The organism is Aliikangiella maris (assembly GCF_040719265.1).
Classification (GTDB): Bacteria; Pseudomonadota; Gammaproteobacteria; order Enterobacterales; family Kangiellaceae; genus Aliikangiella; species Aliikangiella maris.
Map to the genome: position 1 here is coordinate 1 of NZ_JBFDAH010000042.1, position 17,893 is coordinate 17,893.

Genomic DNA, 17,893 nt, shown 5'->3' on the forward strand with positions numbered 1-17,893 from the left:
TTCGACCAAAAAGTTGAGAGTTATTCTAACATTTTTGGTCGAAAAAGGGGTTCTTGATTAGAGATTATTTGTTAAATATCAGAAGGTTAGGCTTTTTTTCAGGGGCGACTATTTACCCTGATAATTTTATTCACTTAAATTGTATTAATAACAAAAAAGGCCGCAAGCGGCCCTTTTTATTTAGTCTCATCAGACTGATGGTGATCATTGATTATTTTCGATTAATCTCATTTTACTTATGTGGCGGATATAAGTGTTCCCACCACTGAGGCTGATCTTTGAGATGTTTATCAAAATAAGACAATATAGTGTACCACCAGCGTAATTGATGCTCACGCCCAAGAATATGGTGATCATCACCATGAAACTCTACCAGATCCACTTCTTGGCCAAGCAGTTTGAGTGCCGTATACATTTGATGGCTTTCACTCACAGGGACATTGGTATCTGCATCACCATGAATCAATAATAAAGGAGTTTTCACTTTGTCAGCACGAAATAACGGGCTTTGTTGGGTGTACAAATCGCTACGATTCCAAGGGAAGCTTCCTTTAGTGGCCACACCGGAATAGGCATAGCCCCACCAACCATATCCCCAATAAGAAGCGAGATTACTAATACCTGCATGTGAAATTGACGCTTTAAACATATCTGTTTGTGTGGCTAGATACATTGTCATAAACCCACCATAAGATGCGCCTAAGTTACCAATTTTTTGTGAGTCAACAAATTGATGTGCTTGAGTAAATGCTTGTACACTTTGCATAATATCATCGGCAGTATGTTTACCCCAGGCGTTCACGTGCTTGGCAGAAAACTTTTGACCGTATCCGTAAGTTCCCGATGGCTGTAAAACATAAACAACATAACCTTGCGATGCCCATAAACTAAATGGCCAGCGCCCTGTAAATGCACGCGTTACTGGCGCAGTTCCACCATAGTAATACACCAGCATCGGGTATTTTTTGTTGGGATCAAAATCAGCAGGGAGATAATATCTGCCATCAATATCAGTACCTTGAGAAGTTGTGTAGTCCCACTCTTTAAGTTCTACAAAGTGAGTATTGGTATAGGCATTTTTTGCACTATCGATCAGCAAATTTTGTTTACTGCTACCCACTTTGGCTAAATAGGTTTTTTGTGGCGTGGTGGCATTGGTTCCAGAATAAACTATTTTTGCACGTCGTTCTTGCGAAACAGTAAACTGGTCAATCACTTCTAACGATGTTGCTTGTCGTTTAAATTTGCGTTTTGAAAAATCAAATATAAACAGTTGTTTTTTATCACCTTCACCGCCCAGCACTAGCAAGTCACCATTGTTTAACACGGTGAATTGTGAAATTGCCGGATCAAAATCTTTCGATAACGGTTCAATCTGCCGTTTTTTATTCAACAGGTAAAGCTGGGTGTCATAGTTATTTGCAGGTATACCCGCTTGTAAAACAGAACCCTTCCCTTTTAATAAGTCAGGACCGGCACTCATAACAATACCGTGTTTACCATATTGTGCTGAATTAAAGGTACGATATTCACCTAACAACGTTTCTTGATTACTGTTCATATCCAATTCAAACAATTGTGTTAAATAATGTGCAGGCTGTGCATAATCGAGAGGACTACGAGTAAACAAGATTTTTTTGGATTGATTGTCAAAATCCAGTAAAGAACTACCTAGTGTATTTTGTGTCAATTGGCGAGTAACGCCACTTTTAACATCGAGCAAGTAAATTTGCGATTGTCCACGCCAATAACTCCAACGATCTTCCAGACCTCGATAATGCTTGGTGAAAGGATGAGGTTTTTCTTCAGGTTTGTGCCACGAAAGAATGAGCGTTTGTTGATCAAACCATTCTATTTGATTAACACCTTTCAATTGTTGCGCAATTGATTCAATTGAGAAATTTTTTCTATTTAACAAGTAAATCTGATCTTGATACACATAGGCAAGATAACGATTATCATCGCTCCAACTAGTTAAAGCAGGAGACATAGCCTGCCAGCGATAAAGCACCCGCATTGTTTCAGGATCAACCAGTTCACTAACAGATTGCGCCGTATCACCCTTGGAAGGCGTATAATGTCGTTTACTGATTAGCAACATTTCACCATCGGGCGATAATGAGGTTTGTGAGGTCACTTCGCTATCATACATTTGATGCGCGTTAAGTCGTTGCTTACGGCTGTCGTCATTAAATGTGACCCAGTTTGATTCTGATGTTGTGCTTTCTGATGCAGCATTATCCGAAGTATCGACAGGTTCATTTTCAGCTTTGTTTGCATCATTTAAATTGGCAGAATCATTTTCTACATCAGATTTACCAGCTAATTGATGCTTTTCTTGCCAGTCAAAATTAACTTTTTGCCAATCTTTAATACCACTTGCTACCATCAATAATCGGTAATCGCCATTGACTAAATCCAGTTGGTATTGCGATGTACCCGAAAGCTTTTCACCATTGAGGAAAACGGCAACCTTATCAATACCTTCAACTTTTAATGTTCCTTGGGCAAATCGCTCAGTTGATAAACCCACCCGAAAAACATAACTAGCAGTTGATTGTGTCTCATTTTTTGACGCAGATTGTTTAATTTGATTAAAAGGTTGCCATTGCTGCCTTTCACCAAAAAGCGTTAATTGGGTTTGCTGATTAAGTGACTGTCGAATCGAATTGATTAGATTGACTTGTGCAACATCACTAAAGTCCTGAGCAGCAAAATTAACCGCATAAAGGCTTTTTACCGGTAATACACTAAATGGCTCCAGTGGAATCGACTTAGCGCCAGCATGAATACTAAATAACAATGACGAAGCCGCTATCCATTGAATTGATTTTTTCATTTGGGGTCCCCAAGCTTGCATAAATAGTTAAGAACGGGTGTAGTTATTTATCACCTTGATCGTTATTTCATTATTTCATTTTTTATTATCATTTGAGTATCAGCTGACTTAAGTCGCCAACTGGTCAGAACGTTTTCCGATTTGTAATAAACTCGGTAAAAAGATTAAAGTAAAAATGGTACTGATGCTCATACCACCGACAATTACCGCAGCGATTCCTCGATATAACTCAGCACCAGCCCCCGGAATCAATAATAAAGGTAGCATACCGCAAATACTTGTCAAAGTGCTCATCAAAATAGGCCTTAACCGAAGTCTGATAGCACGCTCAACTGCATCGTGACGCGATAACCCTTCACCCTCGCCAACTCTTGTTTGATAGACCAACAAAATGGCATTATTCACAACAAGTCCGAGCAAAATAATAAATCCAATCATGGTCAGTAAATCGAGCGGTTGAAAAATAAAATAGTTAGTGGTTTGTAATAATCCAATGCCGCCAATGGTGGCTAGTGGAATGGTTAAAACAACTAAAAGACTATCTTTAAATGAGCGGAATAACGCTGACATTAATAAATACAAAATAATTAACGCCAGAATAAAACTCTGGCTCATATTTTTTAATGCTTCGGTCAGTGCTTGGGCGCTACCACGATAGGCGATGCTGCCATTATCAGTTAATTGTGCCAATATTGCTGGCTCGGCTTTTTCCTTTACAATTGCAATAGCTTCTTCCAGACTCAAATTATCTGGTGGCGTTACCTGTAAAGTAATGGTGCGTTTCCGGTCAACCCGCCGAATCGAACTGGGGCCGGCAGTACGCACAATTTCAGTTAACTCGCCAACAGGCTGAACACCTGCTTGTGGGGTATACAAAGGAATTGCCGCCAACTCTTCAGGAGATTCCCAATCGGTAGAGCGCAAAAACACATTGATCCGTTTTTGCCCATTGAAGAAGTCGCCAACGTAAAGTCCAGTACCTAATGTACGAGAAATACCCGCCATTTGTTGCCGTGTCCAACCTGCTTCGGCCAAACGACGTTCATCGGGTAGCATTCTCAGTTCGGGTTCGGCCAATGTTAATCCGGGGGTAGGCTGAATTTGTGCGCCGGGTAAAATTTGTGAGACAATACCATAGCCCACTTGGGCCGCACGTAACAACTCATCAACCTGATTTCCTTGAATATCAATATCGATTCGTCTGCCGCCACCTAAGTTTTCAAAAAGTTGAGCTTGAGAGGCAAATGCCATTGTGTCGGGGAAACCTGCTAGTAATTCTTGATTAACCACTTGAACAATCGCCTGAATATCATCAGCGTCTTCGGCGCGCCCCCCCATAAATCCAAAGTTACCAAAAAAGCCCATCCAGGTATGATCGATATGCGGTTCTTTTTCGCCGTTTAAATAAGGCATTAATCGCCGGTTGATTTCATCACTCATTTCAAATCGGGCAGCCGGATAACTCAGTCCGGGTGGTGGTAATATAAATGCTCGAAATGAATTTTGGTTGCCTTTAGGCAAGTAATCCACTTTTGGAAACATTAACCAACTGCCAAAAAAAGAAAATACCATTAAACCAATTATCCAGCCAAAGCGTTTCGCTGGCGTGCTAGTAATATGCATCACCCCGCGGGTTATCGCATTCCACCAGTGTTCGTGCGGATCTTGCGAGTCAATTCGTGTAAGCACCTTACGTGCAGCAGCAGGTAAAACCGAAACAGCAATGAGTAAAGATGCCACTATCGCAACAGCAATTGTGATAGCCAGATCGGCAAACAATTGTCCTGAAACTTCTTCAAGAAATGCAATAGGTAAAAATATTGCGACCGTTGTCGCCGTTGATGCAAGCAAAGCCCCCCACACTTGAGTCGCCCCCAGAAAAGAGGCATTGTGCGGATTTTCGCCATTCTCCCGTAGCCTGACAATATTTTCGAGTACCACTATAGCGGCATCGAGTACCATCCCGACAGCAAAAGCAAGCCCAGCCATTGAAATAATATTTAAAGTTCGCCCAGTGGCATACATGACCACCAAAGTGAGTACAATTGAAATAGGGATTGCCACCGCAACAATTAACGTTGCACGAAACTGACGTAAAAACCACCACAGTACACTAATGGCTAAAATAATCCCGATAAACAGATTATTTTGCACCAGACTCATCGATCGTTCGATGTAAATCGTTTCATCATACATTTGAATGATTTTAAGGCCAGCTTGCTTGAGTGGCCCTTCATTCAGTTCATCCATTGCCTCTTTTAATCCTTGCATAACCTGAATCACATTCACGCCTTGTTCTGCTTGCGCGTTCATGGCAATTGCTGGCTCACCATCGAGAGTTAAAATGCCTACTCTATCTTGTAACGTCAGTTCAACTTCGGCCACATCTTCAAGTAATACAGGTCGGCCATCGCGCCACTCAAGTACCATTTGTTGAAGTTGTTCTACGCCATATTTTCCCGAAAAGCGTAATGTATATTTACGTCGCCCTATTTCGTTAAAACCACCAGAAACATCGCTGTTATTACTCAAGGTCGCAGCAAGTTGTGGAATATTTAAACCCAACGCGGCCGCTTTATATGGATTAAAAGTAATGCGTAGTTCAGTTTGCAACCCACCAAAGGCGTTGGTTTGCGAAACGCCTGCAACGCGCTCCATGCGCGTCTGAATAACCTCTTCAACAAAATCTTGATAACTGGCAATATCACGCGGGTTATTTTCTAGTGGTTTAATTGCAAACCAGGCTATTGCATCGAAGGTACTGTCACCACCAACAGCAATCACCGGTTCAGTTGCATCGGGCGGATATCCGGGCACCTGATTAAGTGCATTCATCACATCAATCAGCGCACGCTCTAAATTAACACCCGTGTGATAGCTCAATGTAATATTGCCACGCCCTTGACCAGAACTTGACTCTAGCTCAGTCAGTCCTTGTAGCCCCTTAAGCACATCTTCCTGACGTTCAACAATTTCAGCTTCCATTTCTTCAGGCGCGGCACCGGGCCAATTGGTCGAAATGGAAATCATCGGACGACTGATATCGGGTGTTAGCTGAATAGGCAATTTGAATAAACTAATCGTACCAAACAGTACGACCAATAAAATCGCCACAACCACAGCGGTCGGATTTTTTAATGCGGCAGTTGTTAATGTCATGTTTTTTCCAACTCAGTTCTTATTCTAAATTTTAACCCGCTTACCTAGCACCAAATGGCTCTGATGGTGCGGCGGGATTTTCATTGATGATAGCGTTCAAAAAGGTCAATAGGTTTAAATCATTCACAATGCCCTATTCATTAGTTTGTTTGCCAGAAACCAACGACTCATTGCTAGGCTTGATTTGTACAGCCTGCCCCGCCCTTAGCCTTTCTGCACCGCGAATAACAATTTGATCACCCGCCTTAATATCACCCAATACTTCAATTAATTCACCAGCGCCAATTCCGATGGTTACGCTAACTTGCTCTGCCGTATTGTCACTTTTAATACGAAACACGCTGGTTCCTTCGCGCCTTAAAACCAAAGCATCACGTGGTACAGCTAACACTGGTTTAGTTTCGCCGCTGGCCACCGCAACTTTTATATTTAGTCCAACCGGCCAATCAAAAGTCGACATATCAAGACGAACTTCCATCAAGTGTGAGCGGTTACCACCAACAGGAACCAAGGATTTAATACTGGCCATCCCCTTTCCCAATGGCGACTCTACCGCGAGCATACTAGCTTTATTTAAATATCGATAAGCCGTTAACGGCGCAAATACAGATGCTTCAAGGTTCGTTACTTCAACCAGTCGAATGATAGCATTACCGTTATTTACATATTCACCCAGGTTACTCAGCCGTTCAGCAACCAATCCATTAAACGGGGCTTTTAATCGGGTAAATTCAAGGTTTTGTTCTGTTTTGGCTAGCCTTGCTTGAGCTGCATTTAAATCACTTTGCGCAACTTCGCGCTGAGAAATGGTTTCATCTAAATCCGTTATGGCCGACAAATTACGCTTTGCTAAAGTTGATTTTCGTTCAACTTCAGATTTTAAAAAATCTAATTGTGACTGTGCTCGTTTGACACTGGCTAAATCTTCTTTCTTTTGCAACAACAAGGTCGTATCGTCGATCCTGGCTATAACATCACCCGTCTTTACATATTCCCCCAGTTCAACTAATTCAATCAAACGACCAGAGACTTCTGCGGCCAATTGCGAATTATTACGACTAACAACTGTACCCGATACCCAAGACACAGGAGAGAGATTTTTTATTTCAGCCTTCACCACATTAACCGGTGGCGCGGGAAACCCCTGCGCATTGACACAAGTTTGTGCTGCAGCAATTGAAAACAGGCTAACCCATAGCAGTAATTTGCGTTTAAACATTATTCACCTGGAAATGTGACGGTTGTGATCAGCTTAATCAATCATTGAAAATAATCTGATCGTGAAAGGTTAATTTATTTGTATTAAACAAGTTTAGCTATTAACCCTATAAATGCCTAGGGTTTAACGCCAAGATTGATCTAAACAAAAATAGGCGCAATAAGCATATAGATTTTTGTTACAAATGATGAATTGTCGATAGATAATAATATTATTTTCTAATATAGTGCGGGGAAATCTGCAATTCAATAACTTGATTCAACATCAAATGGATTAAATGTGCTGATTTAAATAGACTGATTTGAAAATTGAAAGAACAAAATCTAATGCATCTCATAATGATGCCTTTTTTCCTATCGCGTTTCCCCAAAACAATGAAAACGCCTAACAAGCCAATCCTTTCAACTAACTTTAACCCTAACTGCCAACTCTTGAATTGATAATTCAACACGCTTGATTTCACGCAAAATAGAACGCCGATTCATTTCCATCCAAATCCATTGTTTGAGTGCAATTTGACAGTTCACTGCTAATAAAAAACAAATTCCCCAAAAAACTAAACCAGATTCCTGTTCCATCACAAAGAACTGATACCCTGTCCAAAACATGATGATGGTGACAATGAATGTAATAATATTGACAATAATATACCAAAATCGTAATCGGCTTTTTAATGGCCCAGCTATCAAAGCAAACAGTCCCTGCTCTTCGGGTAACTGACTATCGAACGTTTGCCGCTCTTTAGCTAATTCTTGCTTTATTCGTTCATCAATATTCATTACTCAGCTCCAAAATTTCAGCTCCAAAATAAAAATATCATTGCTCAGCTAAACTTTTCTTTCAGCATTTTTCTTGCACGGTTTAAGCGAGACTTAACTGTACCGAGCGGGATATCTAATACAAAGGCAATTTCAATCAACTTCATTTCATCTAAATAAAACAAATAAATAATCTGTCTTTCAATTGCAGGTAATTGATTAATTGCTACAGTTAACACTTGCTGGTTATCTGCTTGTGGATTATCAACAGAGTGCTGAACAGCTAAGTTATCATGGTTTTGATTAGCTTCACAGCAAATATCATCCAACTCAATTTGTACAGTCTTTCGAGTTCTCAGTAAATCCAACACCCGCCAGCGTACTGTACGATAAATCCAACTTTTAAATGCTCTCGGATCATCCAATCGCCCAAGTCGTCCAGCCAATCTTATCCAGCTATCTTGAACGGCATCTCTAGACAACTCCATATCACTGCTTAATTTATAAGCAAACATCAATAAAGGTTTTTGAAAATATTGAACAAGTTGATTAAAAGCGTCATGGCTTCCTTCTTGAGCAGCGAGAACCAGTAACTCTTCTTCTGCTTGTAACATATTTTGCTAAACCTTGTTCTAAGTTTGTTTTGTCTTAAAAGACGCGGGAAAAAGCAGAAAGGTTCATTCAATGAAGAAATTACTATTGAATGAGTTTTACTCAGACTTTTAGGCAAAAAATTACACTAAAAAGACGAATGATATGATGCTACACAGGTTACAACTACCTTATATATTATAACGACTATAGCATTAACTATTGCTTACTTCCCTAAAAATTGCGCAAATCAAAGTAGCGATTCAAACTTTAGAATCCGCAAGATAGCAGCTTACAGAATGATTTGCGATGATTTAAGTATTTAAATTTATTTTTAATCATTAACAGCTATGATACCTGTTAGCCAATTGCCTACTAATTGTATTTAGCTAAAATATTTTCATAGATGGTCTTGCCATTTTCTGCCTTTTCAGACTTTACCTGTTCAATGGCATCTTGTAGCTTTTTAACCAAGCTATCATCAACCGATTGATTGAATGCATAATAAACTTCACTTTCAGTGAGCACATGAACCACTTCGTAGTCAGCACTATTTAATCCGCTTTGTTTCAAAAACCAACGAGCAACATTCTCTTCATATACCCAAATTTTCACCCGGTCAGATTGCAGTCGCTTAATAATTGATTCTGCATTCGTTCCCAGTTTAATTTTGCCTTTAGGAACACCGGCACTAATCAACAACTGCTCTCCGACATCATCGCGTATTGCTAAAATATCATGTTGCTTTAAATCAGTATCACGTTGGATTGTAATGCCACTGCTTTTTTTGGCCAAAGCAACAATTCTCGTACTCGAAATTGGGCCGACCCATTTAAATAACGGTTCTCTCTCAGCCGTTTTGGTGGTTGAAAATAAAACAGTACCTGGTTGCTTTAATGCTTCACGGTATGCCCTAGCCCACGGTTGCAGTTTTATTGCATTAGCGGAAATCGGCGAATTGGCTTTATTGCTGGCACTAATTAGCAAATCAACGCCAACACCTTTTAACTGACCATTTTCTTCAAAGTTATAAGGAGGGTAACTTTCGGTTAAAAAGTTGAGTGAATTCAATTCTGCAGCATTCACAAAGTTGATAATAACGCCGGTACTCAATAAAAGTAGATGGATAATTTGTTTATAAAATATTGCCCTTAATTGCATTTGTCACCTCAACCAGGATTAAGTATTCAATTTATTATTCTACTGCTCGCAATCAATTTAACTATAGGCGATTTTCAATAAATTACCTTAAATTCACATCAAATCCGCTTAGTTAAATGGTCTTTAGTCTTTATAGATTATTGTCAAATAAGAGATTTATCAGTTAACCGTCAGTTTTGCTATACTAGTTCAATGTCACTTTATCGAAAGAAAACGGCAAAATTACTCGCCAGCACGTTAAACATACCGTTTCGAGATAGTAATATTTTGCCCTATAGCACTTAATGGTTTATCAATGAAATTAAATAGCATCAGTTTTAAATTAAATATTTCGATTATTACTTCAATCACCTTACTTATGCTTGCTTTTTCTTTCTATGAGTACCAAGTGACCAAGCAACAGTTATTTAGTCAATTAAACAATCAGGTTGAACGGGTTATAAAACGCCTACAACTAAGCGCTCCTCCAGTCATATGGAATTATGAATTCGAAATACTGGGGCGTAATGTCAAGTCGGAAATGCAGGCCGAATTTATTAAAGCAATTGTTATTCGTAACAAAACCGAAGTGTTCACCTTAAAGATTATGCAAGGCAAAGAAATTGTCGATAGTAAAGCACCACCGAATCAATCTGAATATTCTTTAATAAAAACTGAGCCACTTATTTTTGATGATTCAGGAGAGCAAAAAGAAGTGGGTGAATTAAGCATTTACGTCACAACTGAAATGGTTGAGGCGACATTAAAAAATGTTGTTTTTCGACAAATCCTTACCATTATTGGATTAAATATTGTTGTCAATCTGTTAGTCATGCTAATTTTGAAAAGCATTGTTATTCAACCATTAAAAAGCATTACATTTTCGGTACATGAGCTTAGTGAAGGTGAAGGTGATCTGACGCAACGCTTAGATACCTCGGCCAAAAATGAATTAAGTTTACTTGCGTCGGAAATTAATCGTTTTATTAACAAGCTCCATCAAACAATATCTCAAGTTTTAGCCACCTCAGAGGCGTTATTAAATGCAGCCAAAGAAACCAAAATTAATTGTGATCAAAATAGCGAAGGTGTCATTCAACAGCAGCACGATATTGATTTAGTTGTCACAGCAACTACACAACTATCAGGAAAGGTTCAGGACATTGTTAATAATGCAAACGGTGCATTGGATGCCAGTACCAAAGCCAATCAGCTAGTTCAGCAAAGCGGCGAAACCAGTCAACAGGCAGTAACCGTTATTCAAACGCTCGAATCCGAAGTCGTTAATGCGACGCAGACGATTGAATCATTAGCCAGAGAAAGTGAAAGCATTGGCTCGGTATTGGATGTTATTCGAGGGATTGCCGATCAAACTAATTTATTGGCGCTTAATGCTGCTATTGAAGCCGCTAGGGCGGGAGAGCAAGGTCGGGGATTTGCAGTAGTGGCTGATGAAGTTCGTACACTGGCACAACGGACCCAAGAATCGATTACCGAAATTGAATCGATGATCCAACAACTGCAAGCGTCAACAGGCTCAAGCGTTACCGTCATGTCGAATAGTTTGATTAACGCCCAAAAAGGGGTAGAAGCTGTAGAAAATACTTGCGCATCAATCGAAGGGATTGATCATTCGGTAGATGAAATGCGACAAATGAACTCTATTATTGCGGATGCTACAGTTCAACAATCTGATGTGATTAATTCGATTAATCAAAGCGTAATTAAAATTTCTCAAATTTGTAACGAAGCATCAAACAGATCCAATTTAATGATTAGTGCTAGCGATAATACTTCACAACTGGCCAACCAATTAAAGCAATTGGTCAGCCAATTTAAGGTTTAAAATTTTTTTATCAGTAAAAATTTTTCACCAATAATCTTATCTATAAGCTAGTTCAAATCTATTGTAACTTCGATTAAAAATTAACTTCGGTTGTTTGATTAACAGTGACGGTTGCATTGGCAGATGCCACATAACCCCAATCATTTTCGCTTTCATCTGACTCAGGTAAATCGGCTTCGGCATCACAAGTTACCGCAAGTGTATAGTCGCCAGTTAATAGATAGCTTAAGGTATAAGTGTAATGGTTGTTGTCCGCATCATAGACAGGAATACTCGATGTGACAAAAGGCGCTGCGCTACCAACATCATCAGGCGTAATATCGTTGCCTTCGTAAGCATAGACTGCTAATCCTTCCAGGCAAGATTCATCGATTACGGTATCGGCCGCGATTACGCCACTAATAGTGCCGACTTCGGTATTATCTAAAATTCTCAGCGTTGGCCTTAATACGTAATCTTGCGAAGAATTACCAGGTAAATGTACTGAACGGCGTAAATCAAAATCAATTGTAAAATTAGCACTACCGCCCGCAGGAATGGTAAATGGTCGGTTCAGTTTAAGTCCGGTATTTGAACCACTGGGAACATATAAGGAATATGTTTCGCCACCATCAAAACTGATATAAGAATCCGTTTCACCACGATCAGCATCGACCATTAAACGCATCCAATTATATTCACCTGCATCTAGCTCTTGATTTTGCAGTAACGGTGCGGTAGTACCATTTTGCAATGATAATAAATCAAGCAGTTGAGGTTCATCGAAAGTGATGGTAAAGCTTGGACCGTCTTTGGGTTTGATTTCTATTGCATCAAACTTAACCACAACTTCAGTCGCATTATCAATTGGTGCATCGGTAATTTGTAAGGAAAGCGTCCCTGTATCAGTTTGGTTATTATCATTGTTGCTGCTTCCGCCGCATCCCAGTAGTCCAGCAGAAATCATCACGGCAGGAATAACTGTAGTTTTTAATTTCACGAATATTCACCTCTTAGTTAATTAACGCAGACTATTTTATCAAAAAGGCGTTAATCATTTCTTATATTGAATTCTCATTATTTGAACTTGTCTATATATTGAATTTCCAAACTATCTGATGCACAAATTATTATTTTGTTTGATTTATAATTACCAAACATTTTTTATGCTGTTTTATTATTAAATTTTCAGTTTGCTATATCACTTTTTACTAGCATACTAACCCGCTTATATCATTGGCTAACATTAAGCCAACCAAAAGCTTGGTTGTTAATGTGCTTGCTCCCAGTTATCACCAATTCCAGCATCAACAACCAATGGAACACTCAACTTAACGGCATCAGACATAATTTGAATAATTTTTTCGCGATAGCTTTCCAGATGATCTTGTGCGACTTCAAACACCAATTCATCATGCACTTGCATAACCATAAAGCAGTCTGGCTTTTCGCTATCAAGCCAGTTTTGTGTTTCGATCATTGCCAATTTAATAATATCTGCCGCACTACCCTGCATAGGAGCATTAATTGCGGTACGTTCCGCAGCCTGGCGCAACATGCCATTGCTGGCATTAATTTGCGGTAAATACAAGCGTCGACCAAACAAAGTTTCAACATAGCCCTTCTCTTTGGCTTTTTGCTTGGTTGCTTCCATATAGTCACTGACACCAGGGTAACGAGCAAAATAGGTATCAATATAGTGTGCGGCTTCATCATTGGTAATTTGTAATTGTTTCGCAAGTCCAAATCGTGACATGCCATAAATCAATCCAAAATTAACGGCTTTGGCATGACGACGCTGTTCATCGGTTACCTGCGCTATAGACACCCCAAAAACTTCAGCGGCCGTTGCACTATGTACATCGAGATTTTCTGAAAAAGCGTGTAGCAAATTTTCATCCTGTGACAAATGCGCCATAATTCTTAGTTCAATTTGCGAGTAGTCCGCGGCAACAATTTTATAGCCTTTCGGCGCAATAAAAGCTTGTCGAATGCTGCGACCTTCTTCAGTTTTTACCGGAATATTTTGCAAGTTTGGATCACTTGATGACAACCGTCCAGTTGCAGCAACAGCTTGATGATAAGAGGTATGCACTCTCCCACTTCGCGGTTGAATCATTTGAGGTAATTTATCAGAATAAGTTGACTTAAGTTTTGTCAGTCCACGGTATTCCATAATCACTTTGGGTAATGGGTAATCAAGCGCTAACTGCACCAATACTTCTTCAGCAGTTGATGGTTGTTTTTTCGGCGTCTTCTTTAAGACGGGCAACCCCAGCTTATCAAATAAAATTTCCTGCAACTGTTTTGGCGACCCTAGATTAAAAGGTTGTCCTGCTAATTCGTAAGCTTTATTTTCCAGTTCAAGAATTCGTACGGCAAATTCCTGGCTTTTTTGTTTTAGCCAATCACTATCGATCAAAACACCGCGCTGTTCCATTTTTGATAAGACATTGACCAGTGGCATTTCGATTTCTTTAAAGACATTACACAACGCCTCTTGCTTTTCTAACGCGGGCCAGATTGTTTGATGCAGTTGTAAAGTTACATCGGCATCTTCTGCTGCATATTGGCTTGCAATATCCAAAGGAATTTGATCGAAAGTAATTTGCTTTTTACCCTTACCCGCAATATCTTCAAAATGAATACATTCATGATTTAAATATTTTTGTGCCAAGGTATCCATATCGTGACGGTTAGCGACACTGTTTAAAATGTAACTTTCTAGCATGGTATCGAACTGTATGCCTTGTAAGTCAACACCAGCTTTTGCCAAAATACTCTGATCGTATTTTATATTTTGTCCAACTTTACCAATCTTAGGATTCTCTAAAACAGGTTTTAATCGATTTAGCGCGATAGTTTTATCCAATTGCACAGGCGCACCAGTATAAGCGTGAGCTAATGGTAAATAAGCAGCAATACCTTTTTCCGTCGCAAATGAAATTCCAACCAGATCTGCCGCAATAATATTTAAACTGGTCGTTTCGGTATCAATAGCAAAATATTCACACGCCTGTAATCGCGCTATCCACTCGCTCAGTTGTGCTTCGGTTAAAATCGTTTCATAATGCTCATGATTAATACAACTTTCCTGTTGAGAATCTTCGGCTTCGCCTTGCGATTGATTATTTTGCGCTCCATTAACACTCTCCGCTTGTTGGTGTTGTTTGGCACTAGCATCTCCCGCTAAAACCGGTTTGCCCGTTTGCACTTCCTTTAGCCAGGTTTTAAATTCAAATTCGCTGAATAAATTTTCCAACTGGGTTAAGTCAGGTTCATTCAGGTGTAAATCTTCGAGTGCAAAATCGAGTTCAACGTCTAGCTTTATGGTCGCAAGCTGGTAGGATAATCGAGCAGAATCTTCATGTGGAACTAATTTTTTGTCGGCAATCGTTTTAGCACCACGAAAATCCAGTGACGAAACTTTTTCAAGATTTTGATAGATATCATTAATGCTACCAATTCCATTCAACAGTGCCAGTGCAGTTTTTTGCCCAACACCCGCAATACCAGGGATATTATCGACACTATCTCCCATAAGTGCCAGATAATCGATAATCAAACTGGGCGGAATACCAAATTTTTTGGTAACACCGTCAACATCCAAAAATTCATTTTTCATTGTATTTATCAAACTGACATGCTGATTGACCAGTTGTGCCATATCTTTGTCACCGGTAGAAATAATCGTGTCACGCCCCTGTTCGGTAGCAATTGCCGCTAACGTTCCAATCACATCATCGGCTTCGACACCTTCAACCGCAATCAAAGGCAATCCCATTGCACGAATTATCTGGTGTAAAGGCTCAATCTGACAGCGCAGATCATCGGGCATTGGTGGTCGATTAGCTTTATACTCCGGATAAAGATCATTTCTAAAGGTTTTCCCCTTTGCATCAAAAATAACGCCTATTTGCGCAGGCGCATATTGCTTAAATAAGCTTTTCAGCATGTTTACCACACCATAAATTGCACCGCTGGGCTTGCCATCAGAAGTAGCCATATAACGGCCCAGTTTTTCATTATTGAGTGTATGGTAGGCGCGAAACAAATAGGATGAGCCATCAACCAGGATCAATGGAGTTTGATTTTGCATAATTTCCCTTAGGGTGAATTCAACGGGTTTATTTTGCAGCGTGTTGTGTTAAAAAGTTATCAACTGCAGTTAGAAATATTTGACCAAAGCACACCTTATCGTTAAGGTGAACGGCGCTTTGTTCCAAGGGTTTTATTCTACCTCAGAATTTTCAAACTAACGAATTTATTCAATCACGATCCGAGTGTTGCGTAAACTTTAGGTTGATTCTAAGTTATGACTATAACCACTTAAAATACAAGGATAAATTCATTTTTGATATCTTGTGGATAAAATAGTGTATAAAAAAAAACACTAACAGGAAAAAGTTTTAAAAAAAATATTAAAAAAATATTAAATCGCAATTTAAACCCTTAAAAAACAAATAGTTAGACAATTTATTCAGAACTATGAAAAATTATGAATATCCTGTGGATATCATCATTTCAGGTGTGAATAAACGAATTAAATCGAAATAATACTTATCGTCATTTTAGAATGAATATGTTGAAAAATTTAAGCAATTTATTTTCACTGATATCCGTACGAACAGGATATCTGATTAGTTGGCTGACAGTGGCTATGGTGGTTGTTTTAACCATTAATGTACTTGCAAGCTGGTTACTCCAAAAAAACTCCATCTTGTTGAGCGAATCAATTACCTGGATGCACAGTGCTAATTTTTTACTAGCCGCCGCTTATACACTTAATCGAGATGAGCATGTTCGTGTCGATATTTTTTATCAACGTTATTCGATTAAGGGCAAAGCAATTGTCAACTTACTCGGTTCACTATTTTTATTAATTCCAACGGCTACCTTTATTTTTTGGGCCAGTTGGCCTTACATCACTTTAAGCTGGCGAATTGGCGAAATGTCTGCCGAAGCCGGCGGAATGCCAGCCATTTACCTACTTAAAAGTTTGTTGATTGTTATGCCGAGTCTTCTAATCTTAGAAGGGATTAATCAGATAATCCAAAGTATTTCACAAATTTCTGCGCCGACCAGTGAACAAAATACAATCACCTCGAACCAGCCACAACCAGGAGGTCACTGATCATGGAATGGCTGGCATTATTGATGTTTGTGTGCGTTTGTATTGTGTTGCTATGCGGTTATCCAGTCGCTTTTTCTTTGGCAGGTACAGCACTTTTATTTGCAGGTATCGCTGTTGCAACCGACCAGCTGAATCCAATTATGTTGAAGAATGCATTTAGCCGTTTATATGGCATTATGCAAAATCCAACGTTAATTGCGGTTCCATTATTTGTTTTTATGGGCGTGATGCTTGAAAAGTCGAAAATAGCTGAACGGCTATTGACCGGAATGGCCCAATTGTTTGCCAGTTCGCCCGGTGGGCTGGCTATATCAGTAGTCATTGTTGGTGCATTGCTAGCAGCCAGCACAGGTATTGTTGGTGCAACCGTGGTTACAATGGGCTTATTGTCACTCCCCATAATGATTAAATCGGGTTATTCCCAAAAACTATCAACAGGTGTTATTTGTGCATCGGGAACACTCGGTCAAATTATTCCACCTTCAATTGTTTTGGTTTTGTTAGGCGATGTCATTGCCAGCGCCAATCGCGATGCGGGCATTAATTCAGATCCGGTTTCTGTTGGCGATCTGTTTGCTGGCGCAATGCTACCCGGCGTTTTACTTGTTGGACTTTATATTCTCTATATTTTTATTTATTCGCGTTATCAACCCGAAAAGGCGCCCGCGTTAACTCACAACTTGTTTGCAAATTTACAGCAAAATACTTCTACTAAAGAAACGATCTCATCTAATACCGTGCCACAAAATTCGGTACGATTTGACTGGCGAGCATTGCTGTTACCCTTGTTTTTAATTTTGCTGGTACTCGGTTCGATTTTATCTGGCGTGGCAACGCCGAGTGAAGCGGCGGCGCTTGGCGCAGTTGGTGCAATAATATTAGCGATTATTTATCGAGAGTTTAGCTGGCAACGATTACGTGAAGTCGTCCGCACCACAACAAAAACTTCCAGTATGGTTTTTATGATTTTAATCGGCGCTTCAATATTTTCATTAGTATTCAGAGCATTTGGTGGCGATGATGCAATACGGGAATTGCTCCACAGTTTGCCTGGCGGAATCGTTGGTGCGATGATTGTAGTAATGCTCAGTATGTTTTTACTGGGATTTATTCTCGACTTCTGTAGTTTACTTTTTTACCATCATACTTCTTGCCAATTTATTTATCATAAGATTGTGCAAGAATTAAACGACTTTACCCAATTAACATCGTCCGCTTTTTAGTGCTT

General features: G+C 39.5%; 11 protein-coding genes. 3 read left to right on the forward strand and 8 right to left on the reverse strand.

What is annotated here, in order from left to right; translation table 11 throughout:
• Positions 1–232 precede the first annotated feature (232 nt).
• From ABVT42_RS20870 to ABVT42_RS20895, 6 genes are all read right to left on the reverse strand, one after another.
• On the reverse strand, positions 233–2,839 hold the full coding sequence (locus ABVT42_RS20870; RefSeq protein WP_353897896.1) for an alpha/beta hydrolase family protein: 2,607 nt from the start codon (positions 2,837–2,839) through the stop codon (positions 233–235).
• A 108-nt stretch (positions 2,840–2,947) separates the two neighbouring features.
• A complete protein-coding gene (locus ABVT42_RS20875; RefSeq protein WP_353897895.1) occupies positions 2,948–5,998 on the reverse strand; it encodes an efflux RND transporter permease subunit in 3,051 nt (1,016 codons plus the stop codon).
• A 133-nt stretch (positions 5,999–6,131) separates the two neighbouring features.
• Positions 6,132–7,217 (reverse strand): efflux RND transporter periplasmic adaptor subunit, encoded by a 1,086-nt coding sequence (locus ABVT42_RS20880; RefSeq protein ID WP_353897894.1) that lies wholly within the window; start codon positions 7,215–7,217, stop codon positions 6,132–6,134.
• 401 nt (positions 7,218–7,618) lie between these two features.
• Positions 7,619–7,996, reverse strand: a complete 378-nt coding sequence (locus ABVT42_RS20885; RefSeq protein ID WP_353897893.1) for a DUF6768 family protein — start codon at positions 7,994–7,996, stop codon at positions 7,619–7,621.
• Between the two features lie 44 nt (positions 7,997–8,040).
• On the reverse strand, positions 8,041–8,589 hold the full coding sequence (locus ABVT42_RS20890) for an RNA polymerase sigma factor (protein WP_353897892.1): 549 nt from the start codon (positions 8,587–8,589) through the stop codon (positions 8,041–8,043).
• Positions 8,590–8,941: 352 nt separating this feature from the next.
• Positions 8,942–9,727 (reverse strand): substrate-binding periplasmic protein, encoded by a 786-nt coding sequence (locus ABVT42_RS20895; RefSeq protein WP_353897891.1) that lies wholly within the window; start codon positions 9,725–9,727, stop codon positions 8,942–8,944.
• Between the two features lie 295 nt (positions 9,728–10,022).
• Between ABVT42_RS20895 and ABVT42_RS20900 the strand changes: the two genes are divergently transcribed.
• Positions 10,023–11,552 (forward strand): methyl-accepting chemotaxis protein, encoded by a 1,530-nt coding sequence (locus ABVT42_RS20900; RefSeq protein WP_353897890.1) that lies wholly within the window; start codon positions 10,023–10,025, stop codon positions 11,550–11,552.
• Between the two features lie 73 nt (positions 11,553–11,625).
• On the opposite strand, the gene ABVT42_RS20905 is transcribed toward ABVT42_RS20900, so the two are convergent.
• Positions 11,626–12,531, reverse strand: coding sequence for a DUF4382 domain-containing protein (locus ABVT42_RS20905; protein WP_353897889.1), 906 nt, complete (start codon positions 12,529–12,531; stop codon positions 11,626–11,628).
• Positions 12,532–12,801: 270 nt separating this feature from the next.
• Positions 12,802–15,630 carry a DNA polymerase I gene (gene polA / locus ABVT42_RS20910; RefSeq protein ID WP_353897888.1) on the reverse strand — a complete coding sequence of 943 codons (2,829 nt, stop codon included), beginning with the start codon at positions 15,628–15,630 and terminating at the stop codon, positions 12,802–12,804.
• A 483-nt stretch (positions 15,631–16,113) separates the two neighbouring features.
• On the opposite strand from polA, the gene ABVT42_RS20915 reads away from it, so the two are divergent.
• Both ABVT42_RS20915 and ABVT42_RS20920 read left to right on the forward strand, forming a co-directional pair.
• Positions 16,114–16,665: a TRAP transporter small permease subunit gene (locus ABVT42_RS20915; RefSeq protein ID WP_353897887.1), complete on the forward strand. Its 552-nt coding sequence runs from the start codon at positions 16,114–16,116 to the stop codon at positions 16,663–16,665.
• A gap of 2 nt (positions 16,666–16,667) precedes the next feature.
• Complete coding sequence (locus tag ABVT42_RS20920) at positions 16,668–17,888, forward strand: TRAP transporter large permease (RefSeq protein WP_367024365.1); 1,221 nt, start codon at positions 16,668–16,670, stop codon at positions 17,886–17,888.
• The last annotated feature ends 5 nt before the right edge of the window (positions 17,889–17,893 follow it).

Excerpts from the sequence above, each read along its gene's own strand:
- ABVT42_RS20870 (WP_353897896.1), bottom strand. The coding sequence starts at position 2,839 with ATGAAAAAATCAATTCAATGGATAGCGGCTTCGTCATTGTTATTTAGT.
- ABVT42_RS20875 (WP_353897895.1), bottom strand. The coding sequence starts at position 5,998 with ATGACATTAACAACTGCCGCATTAAAAAATCCGACCGCTGTGGTTGTG.
- ABVT42_RS20880 (WP_353897894.1), bottom strand. The coding sequence starts at position 7,217 with ATGTTTAAACGCAAATTACTGCTATGGGTTAGCCTGTTTTCAATTGCT.
- ABVT42_RS20885 (WP_353897893.1), bottom strand. The coding sequence starts at position 7,996 with ATGAATATTGATGAACGAATAAAGCAAGAATTAGCTAAAGAGCGGCAA.
- ABVT42_RS20890 (WP_353897892.1), bottom strand. The coding sequence starts at position 8,589 with ATGTTACAAGCAGAAGAAGAGTTACTGGTTCTCGCTGCTCAAGAAGGA.
- ABVT42_RS20895 (WP_353897891.1), bottom strand. The coding sequence starts at position 9,727 with ATGCAATTAAGGGCAATATTTTATAAACAAATTATCCATCTACTTTTA.
- ABVT42_RS20900 (WP_353897890.1), top strand. The coding sequence starts at position 10,023 with ATGAAATTAAATAGCATCAGTTTTAAATTAAATATTTCGATTATTACT.
- polA (WP_353897888.1), bottom strand. The coding sequence starts at position 15,630 with ATGCAAAATCAAACTCCATTGATCCTGGTTGATGGCTCATCCTATTTG.
- ABVT42_RS20915 (WP_353897887.1), top strand. The coding sequence starts at position 16,114 with ATGTTGAAAAATTTAAGCAATTTATTTTCACTGATATCCGTACGAACA.
- ABVT42_RS20920 (WP_367024365.1), top strand. The coding sequence starts at position 16,668 with ATGGAATGGCTGGCATTATTGATGTTTGTGTGCGTTTGTATTGTGTTG.